Annotated in this window: 11 protein-coding genes and 1 pseudogene; 7 read left to right on the top strand and 5 right to left on the bottom strand. The window is 62.2% G+C overall.

From position 1 onward, the window contains the following. Positions 1-40: 40 nt before the first annotated feature. Entirely contained in the window at positions 41-1450 is a 1410-nt protein-coding gene (gene glnA / locus J2Z31_RS22950; protein ID WP_209604958.1) for a type I glutamate--ammonia ligase, read from the top strand. A 351-nt stretch (positions 1451-1801) separates the two neighbouring features. Then, the gene (hspQ, locus tag J2Z31_RS22945) at positions 1802-2131 is read left to right on the top strand and encodes a heat shock protein HspQ (RefSeq protein WP_209604956.1); all 330 of its coding nucleotides are present in this window, start codon (positions 1802-1804) and stop codon (positions 2129-2131) included. A 163-nt stretch (positions 2132-2294) separates the two neighbouring features. On the opposite strand, the gene J2Z31_RS22940 is transcribed toward hspQ, so the two are convergent. Continuing rightward, positions 2295-2924: an invasion associated locus B family protein gene (locus tag J2Z31_RS22940; RefSeq protein ID WP_209604954.1), complete on the bottom strand. Its 630-nt coding sequence runs from the start codon at positions 2922-2924 to the stop codon at positions 2295-2297. A 242-nt stretch (positions 2925-3166) separates the two neighbouring features. Here J2Z31_RS22940 and J2Z31_RS22935 point away from each other — a divergent pair, with 242 nt between their 5' ends. Beyond that, a complete protein-coding gene (locus J2Z31_RS22935; protein WP_209604952.1) occupies positions 3167-4984 on the top strand; it encodes an extracellular solute-binding protein in 1818 nt (605 codons plus the stop codon). A 119-nt stretch (positions 4985-5103) separates the two neighbouring features. Then, entirely contained in the window at positions 5104-5769 is a 666-nt protein-coding gene (locus J2Z31_RS22930; protein ID WP_209604950.1) for a DsbA family oxidoreductase, read from the top strand. 237 nt (positions 5770-6006) lie between these two features. Here J2Z31_RS22930 and mfd read toward each other — a convergent pair whose 3' ends face one another. Further along, positions 6007-9513 carry a transcription-repair coupling factor gene (gene mfd, locus J2Z31_RS22925; RefSeq protein WP_209604948.1) on the bottom strand — a complete coding sequence of 1169 codons (3507 nt, stop codon included), beginning with the start codon at positions 9511-9513 and terminating at the stop codon, positions 6007-6009. 86 nt (positions 9514-9599) lie between these two features. After that, positions 9600-9893, bottom strand: coding sequence for an FAD assembly factor SdhE (locus J2Z31_RS22920; protein WP_209604946.1), 294 nt, complete (start codon positions 9891-9893; stop codon positions 9600-9602). Positions 9894-10012: 119 nt separating this feature from the next. Here J2Z31_RS22920 and recG point away from each other — a divergent pair, with 119 nt between their 5' ends. Beyond that, positions 10013-12118, top strand: a complete 2106-nt coding sequence (recG, locus tag J2Z31_RS22915) for an ATP-dependent DNA helicase RecG (protein WP_209605182.1) — start codon at positions 10013-10015, stop codon at positions 12116-12118. Between the two features lie 33 nt (positions 12119-12151). Then, positions 12152-12519 (top strand): annotated as a pseudogene (arsC, locus tag J2Z31_RS22910) (arsenate reductase (glutaredoxin)). Positions 12520-12619: 100 nt separating this feature from the next. Here arsC and J2Z31_RS22905 read toward each other — a convergent pair. Next, a complete protein-coding gene (locus tag J2Z31_RS22905) occupies positions 12620-13786 on the bottom strand; it encodes a hypothetical protein (RefSeq protein ID WP_209604944.1) in 1167 nt (388 codons plus the stop codon). A gap of 372 nt (positions 13787-14158) precedes the next feature. Here J2Z31_RS22905 and J2Z31_RS22900 point away from each other — a divergent pair, with 372 nt between their 5' ends. Beyond that, entirely contained in the window at positions 14159-14797 is a 639-nt protein-coding gene (locus J2Z31_RS22900) for an SGNH/GDSL hydrolase family protein (protein WP_234939599.1), read from the top strand. A gap of 5 nt (positions 14798-14802) precedes the next feature. On the opposite strand, the gene J2Z31_RS22895 is transcribed toward J2Z31_RS22900, so the two are convergent. Continuing rightward, complete coding sequence (locus tag J2Z31_RS22895; RefSeq protein WP_209604939.1) at positions 14803-15258, bottom strand: DUF411 domain-containing protein; 456 nt, start codon at positions 15256-15258, stop codon at positions 14803-14805. Positions 15259-15322 lie beyond the last annotated feature (64 nt).

Below are 15322 nucleotides of genomic sequence, written 5' to 3'. Positions count from 1 at the left end.
TTGCCAAATCTCGGTTCATCTCACACGGGGAAATACAGAAATGACGACTGCGAGCGAAGTTCTGAAGCAGATCAAGGAAAATGACGTTAAATTCGTCGACCTGCGCTTTACGGACCCCAAAGGCAAGCTGCAGCACGTGACGATGGATGTCGTCGGCGTCGATGAGGACATGTTCGCCGACGGCGTCATGTTCGATGGTTCCTCGATCGCCGGCTGGAAGGCCATCAACGAGTCCGACATGGTGCTCATGCCCGACCCGGAAACGGCTCACATGGACCCGTTCTTCGCGCAGTCCACCATGGTCATCATCTGCGACATTCTCGATCCGGTTTCTGGTGAGGCCTATAACCGCGACCCGCGTGGCACGGCGAAGAAGGCCGAAGCCTATCTCAAGGCCTCCGGCGTCGGAGACACCATCTTCGTCGGTCCGGAAGCCGAATTCTTCGTCTTCGACGACGTCAAGTACAAGGCCGATCCCTACAATACCGGCTTCAAGCTCGACAGCTCCGAACTGCCCTCCAACGACGACACGGACTACGAGACCGGCAACCTCGGCCACCGTCCGCGCATCAAGGGCGGTTACTTCCCGGTTCCGCCGGTCGACAGCGTCCAGGACATGCGTTCGGAAATGCTGACGGTGCTCACGGAAATGGGCGTCACCGTGGAAAAGCACCACCACGAGGTGGCCGCCGCCCAGCACGAACTCGGCGTCAAGTTCGACACGCTCGTCCGCAACGCCGACAAGATGCAGATCTACAAATATGTGGTGCATCAGGTCGCCAACGCCTACGGTAAAACCGCGACCTTCATGCCGAAGCCGGTTTTCGGCGACAACGGTTCGGGCATGCACGTGCACATGTCGATCTGGAAGGACGGCAGGCCGACCTTCGCGGGCGACGAATATGCCGGGCTTTCGGAAACGTGCCTCTACTTCATCGGCGGCATCATCAAGCATGCCAAGGCGATCAACGCCTTCACCAACCCGTCGACGAACTCCTACAAGCGCCTCGTCCCGGGTTATGAAGCACCCGTCCTGCTCGCCTATTCCGCCCGCAACCGCTCTGCCTCCTGCCGCATTCCGTTCGGCAGCAACCCCAAGGCAAAGCGCGTCGAGATCCGGTTCCCCGACCCGAGCGCGAACGCCTACCTTGCCTTCGCGGCCATGCTGATGGCCGGTCTCGACGGCATCAAGAACAAGATCCATCCCGGCAAGGCGATGGACAAGGACCTCTATGACCTGCCGCCGAAGGAGCTGAAGAAAATCCCGACCGTCTGCGGCAGCCTGCGCGAGGCTCTTGAAAGCCTCGACAGGGACCGCAAGTTCCTGACGGCCGGCGGCGTCTTCGATGACGACCAGATCGACTCGTTCATCGAGCTCAAGATGCAGGAAGTCATGCGCTTCGAGATGACCCCGCATCCGGTCGAATTCGACATGTACTACTCCGTCTAGCGCATCGTCCCGGAAATCGGACCGATTTTCGGAAGGCACGATGTGTTGATTCAAAGGTTACGGCGTCCTTTGTGCGTCCTTCAGGGCGCACAGAGCTGTAACGACGAGAGGCCGCACCGCGCGGCGTTCGAGATCGGAAGAGGGCGGGTTTCGATCGGAGCCCGCCTTTTCTCAAATGCGACGAGTGTACGCTTGAGGGCTCGCCATCCGGTCCTTGTTTTTCATTCCTGTCGCCACCCCCGACACCGCTGCACACTGTTGGGCGACATGCATCCGGACGACGGGCTCGCGAAACTATTGATGTTCCACATGCGACAACCCAGATAATGGTCTGAAAGGATGTGTTGCGTCATGAAACAAAGAAACGCGAAATTTGAAATCGGCCAGGTAGTTCGTCACCGGTTCTTTCCGTTTCGCGGCGTCATCTTCGACGTCGATCCGGAATATGCGAACACCGAGGAATGGTGGAACGCAATTCCAGAGGAGATCCGGCCGAGCAAGGATCAGCCCTTCTATCACCTGTTCGCCGAGAACGATGAAAACGAATATGTTGCCTATGTCTCGGAACAGAACCTCGCCTCCGACGACAGCGGCGAACCTATTCGCCACGCCCAGGTAGACGCGCTGTTTGAAAGGGCCGACGACAGCCACTACAGGCCGAGGGTCGACTATAAGCATTAGCCGTTGAGGTCGAAGGTCAGGGCGTGAGCCGGCAACCGCTCGCGCCTTTTTCATGTGGCGGGATTCGCACGCGCGGGATTCGGGTGAATAGACTACGCCATCGACTCACGAAAACGCCCGGACAAAGCCGGGCGCTAGAATTTCTCACTGAGTGATAAGAGGATTACTGCTGCTTGGCAGCCTTCTGCGCCTCTTCCAGCTTCTTGCGCGCGTCTTCGGCCTTCTTCTGCATTTCTTCCTGCAGCAGGCGCTGGCGCTCTTCGAGCTGCGATTGTTCGATCGGCTCGCCGTCAAAAACGCCGGTGAAACCTTCCAGCGTCATCTTGATCGGGTTGGGAGCGCGCTGGAAGTTAACGGAGGTGAAGACGACCTCGTTGCCCTTCTTGAGGCTGCTGATCAGTGCATCGGACAGCGGTGCTTCGGCAACGCACTTGTCGGGCATGCAGATGGCGTAGTCGAGCTTGACGCCCTTGCCGCCGTCGATCTGCATCTGAACGCCCGGCGGAATCATGCGCGCGGAGGGCACGGAAACCTGCACGACCTTGCGATTGACCTTACCGGAGACGCTGATCAGGCCGACCGCGGTGACAAGCTGTCCGTTATTGGCGGTGAGCAGGTTCTGGACGATGCAGACGTCGTTGTCCTCCTGCTTCGTGCAGACCTTGAACCAACCCTGCGGCGTCCTGCCCCCCGCCTGCTGCGCGGACGCGATACCAGGCGCGCCGGCGGCTGCTACTGTGAGCGCCAGCGCTGCCATTCCCGCGCGTATGGTGAAGTTCGAATTGAAGTCCATTGTGATTCCGTCTCCTGAAATCCGGTCACGAAACATGCCGTTCCGCTGGTGAATATCGTCAGCCGCCGTTGTCCTGTTGGCCAAATGAGGCTTTTGAATGGCCCCGATTCCGGAAACACCTGTTACATTGGCTCGTGCGGTTTATCCAGTGTTTCGTTGCTTTTTTTGCACTTCTTTGAAATATGCATGCGCATTGGTAACGTGCCTGAATCGGCCCTATGCGGATCCCACGGGAGGTCAAGTTGCGCGCATTTCTCTCCGGCCTGGTAATGCTTCTGGCGACCGGCCCACTCGTCCATCACGCAGCTGCCGAGCCGGTGCACTCCATCGCCATGCACGGCAAGCCTGCCTTGCCGGCGGATTTCAAGCACTTTCCCTATGTCAATCCGGATGCGAAAAAGGGCGGCAAGATCGCCTATGGCGTCGTCGGCACGTTCGACAGCCTGAACCCCTTCATCCTGAAGAGCATGCGCACGACCGCGCGTGGAATGTGGGACCCGGGATTCGGCAACCTGGTCTACGAGTCGCTTATGCAGCGCTCGCAGGACGAACCCTTCACAATGTACGGCCTGCTGGCGGAATCGGTCGAGTGGGACGACGACCGCACCTTCATCCAGTTCAATCTGAACCCCAAGGCCCGCTGGGCCGACGGTCAACCGGTGACCGTCGACGATGTAATCTTCTCCTTCGAACTGCTGCGCGACAAGGGCCGCGCGCCCTTCAGCAATCGCCTGTCGAAGGTGGCGAAGATGGAGAAAGTCGGCGAGCGCAGCGTCCGCTTCACCTTGAACGAGGACGCCGACCGCGAATTCCCCCTCTTGCTCGCGCTTTCGCCAGTGCTGCCGAAGCACGCAATCGATGTCGAGACGTTCGATCGGACCACACTCGAGCCGCCGCTCGGTTCTGGCCCCTATCGGGTAGCCGAGGTGAGGCCCGGCGAGCGGATCGTCTACCGACGCAATCCCGACTATTGGGGCAAGGACCTGCCCTCGAAAATCGGCGTCGACAATTACGACGAGATTTCGGTCGAGTATTTCCTGCAGGAGAACACCCTGTTCGAGGCCTTCAAGAAGGGCGAGGTCGACGTCTACCCCGAAGGCAGCGCCACCAAATGGGCACGCGCCTATGATTTCCCTGCCGTTCGCTCCGGCGACGTGATCAAGGAGACTTTCAAGCCGAAGACCCCTTCCGGCATGCTCGGCTTCGTCTTCAACACCCGCAGGCCGATGTTCGACAACATCAAGCTCCGCCAAGGCCTTGCCCTCGTCTTCGACTTCGAATGGGTGAACAAGAACCTTTTCGACGGTGCCTATACGCGAACCCAGAGCTACTGGCAGAACTCGTCGCTTTCGTTCCTGGGCGTCGCTGCGGATGACCGCGAGCTCGAACTGATGGGCGACGTGAGAGAGCGCATCAATCCCGCGATCCTCGACGGAACATACCGCCTTCCCGTCACCGACGGATCCGGCCGCGACCGCAACGTGCTGAGGGAAGCGGTGACGCTGCTTCGGGAGGCCGGCTACGTGATCAAGGACGGCAAGATGGTCAATGAGAAGTCGGGCGCCCCGCTCACCTTCGAGATCATGAGCCAGAATGCGGGACAGGAGAAGATCGCGCTCGCCTACCAGCGATTCCTGGCGCCGCTCGGCATCACGGCAACCGTGCGCACAGTGGATGATTCCCAGTACCAGCTGCGAAGCCAATCCTTCGATTACGACGTGATCATCAAATCCTACCCGTCCTCGCTTTCCCCGGGCGTGGAGCAGGTCGGGCGCTGGGGCTCGCAATCGCGCGACAGGCAAGGCAGCGAAAATTTTGCCGGCGTGGCCGACAAGGACGTCGATAAGCTGATCAACAATATCCTGCAGGCGAAAACGCCCGAGGATTTCACCTCCGCCGTGCGCGCCCATGACAGGCTGCTCGTCAACAATTCCTACCTCGTGCCGCTCTATCACCTCGACGCCCAATGGATCGCCCGATGGAAGCATATCGGCCGGCCGGACCCGGTGCCGCTCTACGGCTACCAGCTGCCGACCTGGTGGGACGAGCGCGCGCAGTAAGCTGGTATCCAATCGGTAACGCATTGAAAGCCGCGGCAGGGCGGCCTATGTCGCTGTTTCAATGCATGCCGCCTAAAGCGTGAAGCGATGCGCTTTAGCGAAAGAGGAAAGCCGCCACCATGGAAACCGTCAATATCGATATCGTCTCGGACGTCGTCTGCCCGTGGTGCTATCTCGGCAAGAACCGCCTCGAAGAGGCGATCGCCAACGTCGCCGGGGAGGTGCAGGTCGCAATCCAGTGGCGGCCCTACCAGCTCAATCCCGACCTGCCGCCGGAAGGCGTCGACCACAAACGGCATCTTGCCGCCAAGCTCGGCGGCCAGGAGGCCGTCGACCGTGCCCACGAAATGCTCGAGGAACTCGGGCGCGACGTCGGCATCGCCTTCGATTTCGACGCGGTAAAGGTCAGCCCGAACACACTCGACGCGCATCGCCTGATCCGCTGGGCCGCCACCAGCGGCCCGGCTGTCCAGGCCGAGGTCGTGCGCCTGCTGTTCAAGGCCAACTTCGAGGAAGGCAAAAATGTCGGCGACCACGCGGTCCTGCTCGACATTGCCGAGGAGGCGGGGCTCGACCGGCCGGTCATTGCCGCCCTTCTCCCTTCTGCGGCGGACAAGGATTCCGTCGGACAGGAGATCGCGATGGCACGCGAAATGGGCGTGAGCGGTGTTCCCTGCTTCATCCTCGACCAGCAATATGCGGTGATGGGCGCTCAGTCGGTCGAGGTGCTGACCAGCGCGCTCCGGGAAATTGCTGCGATGAAAGCGGCTCGCCCGGCGCATTGACGGTTAAGGGAAAACCCCTCCCTCCAAGGGGGAGGGACTTAACTTGCCGCGCGCTCCCTGCCACATCGCGCGTCGCAACGGACGCCAAGTTGCTGCAATTGCAGGAGAGCGCCGGGGCTGCAGGAGAGCGCCGGGGGCGCAAAGCCCCTCCCCCTTGTGGGTAGGGGTTTTGCGGAAGACCGGCAATCTAGAGCGAGTTTCCGCCCGCGCGGTGGCCGCACCACCCATCTTCCCTTTTCACCCGGCCTTCGCAAGCCCCGCCAGCTGCGTCATCACCATGGCCGCACCCGAAAGCCGCTTGTCCGGTGTCGCGAGCTCGCGCTGGAAGAAGATGCTCTGGTCCGGCCGGATCTTCGTAAGCGTTCCCTGCTTGGCGATGTAGCCGACGAGAGCCGCGGGATTTGGAAACTCCTTGTTGCGGAACTGGACCACGACCCCTTTCGGGCCGGCGTCGAGCTTCTCGACATTCGCCGAGCGGCAAAGCGACTTGATGTAGACGATCTTCAACAGGTGCTGGACCTCGATCGGCAGCGGACCGAAGCGGTCGATCAGCTCGGCGCCGAAGCCGTCGATTTCCTTGAGGTCGGTCAGTTCGCCGAGACGGCGATAGAGCCCGAGGCGGAGATTGAGATCGGGAACGTAATCTTCCGGAATCATGACCGGCGTGCCGACCGATATCTGCGGCGACCAGCCGGTGTCATGGATTTCCTCTTCGCCCTTAAGTTCGGCGACCGCCTCCTCGAGCATCTGCTGGTAAAGCTCGAAGCCGACCTCCTTGATATGGCCGGACTGCTCTTCGCCAAGCAGGTTGCCGGCGCCGCGAATATCGAGGTCGTGGCTTGCAAGCTGGAAGCCGGCGCCGAGCGTGTCGAGCGACTGCAACACCTTCAGCCGGCGCTCCGCCGGCCCCGTCAGAGTCTTGTTGACGGGAAGCGTGAACAGCGCAAAGGCGCGCACCTTCGAGCGTCCGACCCGGCCGCGCAGCTGGTAGAGCTGCGCCAGCCCGAACATGTCGGCGCGATGCACGATGAGCGTGTTGGCGGTCGGGACGTCCAGACCCGATTCGACGATCGTCGTCGAAAGCAGCACATCGTAGCGGCCTTCATAGAAGGCGTTCATGATGTCTTCGAGTTCGGTCGCCGGCATCTGACCGTGCGCGACGGCCACCTTCAACTCGGGTACGTCGCTCCTCAGGAAATCATGAACCTCCGACAGATCGCTCACACGCGGGCAGACATAGAAGCTCTGGCCGCCGCGATAATGCTCGCGCATGAGCGTCTCGCGGATCACCAGCGCGTCGAAGGGCGAGATGAAGGTGCGCACCGCCATGCGGTCGACCGGCGGCGTCGTGATCAGCGACAATTCGCGAACGCCGGTCAGCGCAAGCTGCAGCGTACGGGGGATCGGTGTCGCCGAGAGCGTCAGCACATGGATGTCGGTCTTCAGCTCCTTGAGCCGCTCCTTGTGCTTGACGCCGAAATGCTGCTCTTCGTCGATGATGAGCAGGCCGAGATTGGCGAACTTGATCGATGAACCAAGCAGCGCATGGGTGCCGATGACGATGTCGGTCTTGCCATCCGCGACTTCCTTCTTGGTCAGTGCCAGTTCCTTCGAGCCGACAAGGCGAGAGGCCTGCTGGATGCGCACCGGCAACCCGCGGAAACGCTCGGCGAAGGTCTTGAAATGCTGACGCGCGAGCAAGGTCGTCGGGACGACGACGGCCACCTGCACGCCGTTCATCGCCGCAATGAAGGCCGCACGCAGTGCCACCTCCGTCTTGCCGAAACCGACGTCGCCGCAGACGAGACGGTCCATCGGCCGGCCGCTGCCGAGATCGTCGCGGACCGCCTCGATCGAGTTCAACTGGTCCTCGGTCTCGTCATAGGGGAAGCGTGCGGAGAATTCGTCATAGACGCCGTCATGCGCCGCGAGGACCGGCGCGTGCCGCGTGTGGCGTTCGGCGGCGATGCGGATGAGGCCGCCGGCCATGTCGAGCAGCCGTTTCTTGAGCTTGGCCTTGCGCGCCTGCCAGGCGACGCCGCCGAGCTTGTCCAGGATCGCGTCCGTGCCCTCCGAACCATAGCGCGACAGGAGTTCGATGTTCTCCACCGGCAGGAAGAGCTTGGCGTCCTCGGCATAGACGAGTTCAAGACAGTCATGCGGCGCGCCGGCTGCCTCGATTGTGCGCAGACCGACGAAGCGACCGATGCCGTGCTCGGCATGGACGACATAGCTTCCTTCGTCGAGGCCCGTCACCTCGGCAATGAAATCGGCGCCGCGCTTGCGACGCTTTGCGCGGCGCACCAGCCGGTCGCCGAGGATGTCCTGCTCGCCGATGACGAGGAGATCGCCGGTCTCGAATCCCGCTTCAAGGCTCAGGACTGCCGAAGCCGCCTCGCCCGGCTTCAGCGAGCGCAGGTCGGACAGCACCTTGATGGGCCGGATATTGGCGAGGCCGTGCTCGGACAGTACCTGGAGCAGGCGGTCGAGCGATCCCTCGGTCCAACCGGAAATGATGACCTTCGCACCCTTTGCCCGCTTCTCGGCGATGTGCTTGACCGCCTGATCGAAGACATTGGCCCGTTCGCCATCGCTTTCCTCGCCGGCAGGCTTTGCCCAGCGCACACCCTGGCGCGCCTCGATGGCGACGACCTGGCGCGCCTCGCCCTCATGCTCCAGGAACGGCGACAGGCGCACGGCGTTGCGCTCCGTCAGCGCGGCGCCGAAGCCTTTGGCGGTTAGATAAAGCAATTCCGGCGGCACCGGCTTGTAGGGCGTGCCCTGGGTCATCTGGGACTTGCCGGGAGACGCCGAGGCCAGCCGCGCATCGTAATAATCGAGGATCAGCTTCGCACGCTCAGTTGCCGCCTCGCGCGCCAGGTGATCGGTTACGAGGCGGAAACCTTCGAGATAGTCGAACACCGTTTCCAGCCGGTCATAGAAAAGCGGCAGCCAGTGCTCCATTCCGGCATAGCGCCGTCCCTCGGACACCGCCTGATACAGCGCATCGTCGCGGGTCGCCGCGCCAAACAGCGAGAGATATTGCTTGCGGAAATGGCTGATGGTCTCCGGCGTCAGAGACACCTCGCTCATCGGATTGAGATCGAGGGAGCGCACTTGTCCGGTGGTCCGCTGGCTCACCGGATCGAAGGAGCGGATCGTCTCCAGCGTATCACCGAAGAAGTCGAGGCGCAGCGGCTCCGCGCCGCCCGGCACATAGACGTCGAGGATGCCGCCGCGCAGCGCATATTCGCCAACTTCCCGCACGGTCGGTACCCGCTCGAAGCCGTTGCGCTCCAGCCGTGCCGCGAGATCGTCCATGCGCACCTGATTGCCCGGCCGCGCCGAAAAGGCCAAGCTTTCGATCACCTGTTGCGGAGAGATCTTCTGAAGCGCGGCATTGACGGTGACCAGAACGATCGCCGGATGCGGCTTTGCCCGATGCTCGATCAGTGCGCTCAATGCGGCCAGTCTTCTTGCCGAGGTATCCGCACTCGGCGACACGCGGTCGTAGGGCAGGCAGTCCCACCCCGGCAAGGTCAGCACGGGGATGTCGGGAGCGACGAAGCCTAGGACCTGCTCGAGATCGGCGATGCGCTGGCCGTCCGATAGAAAATAAGCGACCGGCGCTCCGGCTCGCGCCAGATCCGCGAGGATCAGCGCCTCGGCGCCGGAAGGCACCGGCCCGATCGTCACCTCCCGCGTTGCCGCCAGAATCCTCTTCGCGTCAAAGCCAGGTATCATCGTCGTCCTATTCCGTCTCTCTTACGGGGCCGCGCGCTGTGTCTCTTTGATTCTGCGCGTCGGTTCCGATATTTGGGGCCGATGCGCTAGCGAACGGGATCGAAGTCAGGGCGATAGGCAGCAATCCGCGCGAACAGCGCCGTTGCATAATGCTGCGGCAGCGGCTTTTCTCCCGTGATCCAGCGAACGAGGTCGTTGTCTTCCTCGCGCATGATCGTTTCGAGCTCATCAAGCTCCGCATCGGAGAGGGTCGCGATCTCGGCTTCCGCGAATTGACCGAGGATCAGGTCCATCTCGCGAATGCCGCGATGCCAGGCGCGAAAGAGGATCCGGCGCCGACGCGGGTCGAGATCGGCGCTCGTGCGCGAAATGCCGGTCATGAAACGTCCTTCCTGCCATCCGCCTCCAACGGCGGATCCCACGAACAGGCGCTCTATAAACGCTGGAAAGCGGGTTGTCAGCCTTGCCAAAGTCGGAATTATCATTGCAGTTTCATCCGATGCGCCCTGCCCTGCTCGATCCGCTGTTTTCGCCGCTCGACACTTTGCCCGGTATCGGCCCGAAAACCGGCGAGCTCTACGCGCGTCTCCTCGGACGCGAGACGATTGATGATTGCCGGGTGGTCGACCTTCTCTTTCACGCCCCCTATTCGGTGATCGACCGTCGCCGGCAACCCGGCATTGCCTACGCACCGCAAGGAGCGATCGTCACGATCACCGGACGCGTCGACCGGCACCAGCCGCCGCCGCGCGGCCGGCCGAACGTGCCCTATCGCGTCTTCCTGCACGACGAGACCGGCGAGTTGGCGCTGACCTTCTTCCGTATCAAGGGAAACTGGCTGGAGAAAGCGCTGCCCCTCGACGAAACGGTGACCGTCAGCGGCAAGGTCGACTGGTTCAATGGCCGCGCGTCGATGGTGCATCCGGACTACATGGTCCGTGCGACCGAAGCGGAAAATCTGCCGCTCATCGAGCCCGTCTATGGCCTGACGGCCGGGCTCGCCCCAAGGGCGCTCCGCAAGACCATCGAGGCGGCAGTGGCGCGTGTTCCCGACCTGCCGGAATGGCTCGATGACACTTTGCTGACGCAGCAGGGATTCGGCAGCGCGAAGGAGAGCTTTCAGCGCCTTCACGAGCCGCGCGACGAAACCGACCTTGACCCGCAGGCGCCGGCGCGCCGACGCCTTGCTTATGACGAGTTCCTGGCGGGCCAGCTCTCGCTCTCGCTGGTGCGCCAGCGGTTGCGCAAGATCGCCGGCACGCCGGTCCATGCGACCGGCGCCCTGAGCAACCCGGTGCTTGCCGCCCTGCCATTCTCCTTGACGGCGAGCCAATCGGCCGCCGTGAGAGATATCCTCGCCGATATGTCCGGCAGCGAGCGCATGCTGCGCCTGCTGCAGGGCGACGTCGGTTCCGGCAAGACGGCGGTGGCACTGATGGCAATGCTCGCGACGGTCGAATCCGGCGGCCAGGCGGTACTGATGGCGCCAACGGAAATCCTCGCCCGGCAGCACCATGCGACGCTTTCGAAGATGGCGGCGCCGGGGGGCATCGTCATCGATGTCCTGACCGGCCGGACCAAGGGAAAGGAGCGCGATGCTGTCCTCGACCGCATCGCCTCCGGCGAGACACAGATGCTGATCGGCACGCATGCCCTCTTCCAGGAGGCCGTGAACTACCGACAGCTGGGGCTTGCGGTCGTCGACGAGCAGCATCGTTTCGGCGTCCATCAGAGGCTGCGGCTGACGGCCAAGGGAATATCCCCGCATATGCTCGTCATGACGGCGACGCCGATCCCGCGCACGCTCGTACTCGCCGCCTTCGGCGACATGGACGTGTCGAAACTGACGGAGAAACCCGCAGGCCGCAAACCGATACAGACAGTCACAATACCGACCGAGCGGACGGACGAGATCATCGACAGGCTGGACGCGGCGCTGAAGCAAGGCAAGAAGGCCTATTGGATCTGCCCGCTCGTCGAGGAGTCGGAAGAGACCGATGTCATGTCCGCCGACGAGCGGTATCAAAGCCTCGTCCGCCGTCTCGGCAATGCGGTCGGCATGGTCCACGGCCGAATGGCGGGGCCAGAGAAGGATGCCATCATGCTTGCCTTCAAGAGCGGCCAAATTCGCGTGCTCGTGGCAACGACGGTGGTGGAGGTCGGCGTCGACGTTCCCGACGCCACCATTATGGTGATCGAGCATGCAGAGCGCTTCGGGCTCGCGCAATTGCACCAGTTGCGCGGCCGGGTCGGTCGTGGCGACGAGGCCTCGACCTGCATCCTCCTCTATAGGGCGCCCTTGAGCGAAGCCGGCCACGCACGCCTCTCGATCCTCAGGGAAACGGAAGACGGCTTCGTCATTGCCGAGGAAGATCTGAAGTTGCGCGGCGAAGGCGAACTTCTCGGTACCCGCCAATCCGGGACACCCGGCTTCCGCATCGCCAGCCTGGAGGCCCATTCCGACCTCCTCGAGATCGCGCGCAAGGACGCCGCCTATGCCATCGAGCGCGACCCGGATCTGACATCCGAGCGCGGCGAGGCGCTGCGGATGCTGCTCTATCTCCACCGGCGCGACGAGGCGATCCGGTTCCTGCGTGCGGGTTAGTGATTAACGCGGGGCGGCCACAGGGCCGCGGCGCTGATCCGCCACGCAGGCATCGAGCCAAAGGTTGTCGAGTACCTCAAGACTCCGCCGAGCCGCGACGAACTCGCGAGGACGATCCGCGACGCCGGCCTCTCCGTCCGCGAAGCGATCCGGGAGAAGGGAACGCCCTATGCGGAGCTCGGGCTTGAGAATCCGGCACTGTCCGACGAAGATCTCCTGACGGCAATGCTGGAGCATCCGATCCTGATCAACCGGCCATTCGTCATCACGCCTTTGGGCACCCGACTGGCGCGGCCATCCGAATTGGTTCTCGACATCCTTCCCGCGGACGCCTTTAGGGGCCGTTCGCCAAGGAAGATGGCGAAGCGGTTCTCGACGCCGACGGCCGACGCATTGGTTGATCTTCCAGCCGCCGATCCGCATCACCTCCGCAGGCCGGACATCGATCCTTTGGTTCTCGCAACCGTTTTGTGGGTTGTAGGCTCGCTTGGCAGCTACTGGCTACCCGCTGAGTCGATGAGCGACAGGCGGGGGCATCGCATCGCGCTCGCTAAGCAGCAGATAGGAGGCCCGCGCAAGCGTCCACAGATCAAGGGTGCCGCTGGCCCCGAGCTCGACGTGAGCCAGGCTTCCAATGATGAAAAGATGCGTCCTGTCCGCGTCAGCCGCAGCCGCCAACCTGACGCTCTCCGAATAGGGGATCAGCGTGTCGTCTCGGCCATGAACGAGGATGAGAGTGGCCTTGAGATCGGCCATATTCCGTAAGCGGAGATCAAGGCGTTGAAACTCGGCGAGCAGCGACGCCGGCAGTTCTGAGATGAGCCGCGCCGCCTTCTCCGGATCTCTGTTGAGGAGCAGCCGATATACCGCTTGGCCCTCTGGCCCAAGCTGAACAGCAAAACCTCTCACATCGACGTCGGGGTCCGCGAGCTTTGCCTCTGACATAGCTCTGAGAATCCGCCGATCCGTCGGGTCCTTCAGCCACGCTGCGCTGCTATGGACGAAGACCCAGGTGGCATAGGAGCTCGGCGTTTGTGTCTGCCAGCGCCGATCGGGGCCTTCGCGAAAATAGCCTGTCGTCAAATAGGTGCCGAGGGAAACGATGTCGTAGTAGGTGCCGACGGTGTAAACGAAACGGACAAGCCTCCGGGTCTGTGGGTCCATCGCCGCTAGAATGGCCGGCCCGGCAGCATAGGAAAACGCGACGATCCCGACGCTCTTCTCGGCGCCGGCGGTCTCCTTCGAGGCGATGTGCCAAGTGAGAGCGCTGAGCTCACCAACATCCTCAGACCGGATCGACAGGTCGCGCAGGCTTTGGAGATCCGGCACGAACACCAAGAACCGCGATCTCGCCATGGTCTCCGCGAACGCGACGATACGGGGGTCATCGTTGCCAAGCCGCACGATGCCGGGCACAAGGACCACGATCGCGCGTGCCTGCTCGCCTCCGCCCGGACGATAGACATCCGAGGTGTTCGTTTTGCCTGATAGGCGATAGGTGATCGCTTCGCGAACGGGCGCCGCTCTCCACGCCTTTAAACGGCTCGCCCCAGGGCCCGCGGCGACATCCTCGATCACCAGAAGGGCTTCGCCCGCGCGGAAGAGCAATGGTTTGAAAGCCACCGTGGCGAACACCAGGAGCGCAGCGATCCAAAACCATCGTCTCATCAGGCAGGTATCTCTGGCTGCATTTCCACCATGTGAGGCGCATGGGGTTCCGAATCAGAAGACTTCCCCTGAGCGGAGGTCTTCCCGATGCAAACAAAGTGTAGCGCGGAACGGTTCGGTTTTGCAGTTGTCAAAAGACACACACGGTGGGTGGCCGAGGACGATCACATGCCGGCGTGCTGCTGTTGCTTCACGAGCCCTAAAAGCTTATGCAGCAACTTGCCTCACACTTTCTCACCGCTAGCTATAAAGGGGCTGACCGAGGAGAAATGTGCCGTGAAGTTGGCGTTGTCGCGCAGAGGCGTCTTGATGGCGGCTGCCGTATTGCCCGCAACTGCGCACATGCCACGCACTTTGGCAGGAACTGGGACCATGCCGAACAAGGTCGTGCTTCTGGGGGACTCCGTCTTCGACAACAGTGCCTATGTCTCGGGCGGTGCAGACGTCCTCGAGCACCTGGTGGGCCGGCTGCCGGCCGGTTGGTCGGCCGTGATGCTCGCCGCCGATGGCAGTGTCATGAAAGATGTGCGCCTACAGATGCGGCGCTTGCCGAGCGACGCCACCCATTTGGTGGTAAGCATGGGCGGCAACGATGCTCTCAGCGTCTCCGATGTTTTGAACTCGCCCTCGCGCTCCGTGGGCGACGCATTGCTCAGGCTCTCGGAAATACGAGAGCAGTTCTGCTCGAACTACCTATCCACTCTGGACGCTGTTCTGGCAGCCGACCTCCCCACGGCCGTCTGCTCGATCTACGACGTGCGATACGCAGACCCGGACCAGAGGCGGGTCGCCGTTACGGCGCTCTCGATCCTCAATGATTGTATCACGCGGGCAGCCGCGGAGCGGGCAGTAGCATTGATCGACCTGCGCGTTATCTGCGATGAGGACAGCGATTTCGTCAACGCCATCGAGCCTTCTGAAACCGGCGGCAGCAAAATCGCCGCGGCGATCGTCTCATTCCTCACCCGAGACAAGTTCTCAGGGAGCCGCGCCGAAATGATCGCGCGCTAACTGCCTCAGATATTCGGCCTGACTGCCTGATAGATCTTAGTGGAGCCATCCTTGCTGACGGCGAACACATCGTAGGACGCTCGGGGATCGTCACCCATGCCTAAGGAACCCTCTGGCATCCCAGGAACGGCGAGCCCAGCAAGGTCCGGTCGCTCGGCGAGCAGCCTGCTGATAGCCTCCAGTGGGACATGGCCCTCCAGGTAGTAACCTGCAACGACGGCCGTATGGCAGCCCTGCATCTCGACGGGGATAGCATAGCGCTGCTTCACAGCGTTCAAATCGGCAACGTCCTGAGCGGTTACGGAAACTCCCGCGGCTCTCATAGCCTCAGACCATGCATGGCAACAGCCACAGTTCGGGTCCTTATAGACGACCATTTTTTCACTTGCCGCCCAGCCGGGTCTTGCCAGGCAGAACGATCCGATGGCGGCGGCGGAATACAGGAATTCTCTTCTTTTCATGTCTGCTCTCCCGGTAGCGGATGACGCCCGCTTGTTTCCGTCGAGCCAATGTTAACGGATCAAT

The organism is Sinorhizobium kostiense (assembly GCF_017874595.1).
GTDB classification, from domain to species: domain Bacteria; phylum Pseudomonadota; class Alphaproteobacteria; order Rhizobiales; family Rhizobiaceae; genus Sinorhizobium; species Sinorhizobium kostiense.
Note: the sequence above shows the minus strand (reverse complement) of the source record. Positions and strands in the feature narration are given on the sequence as shown.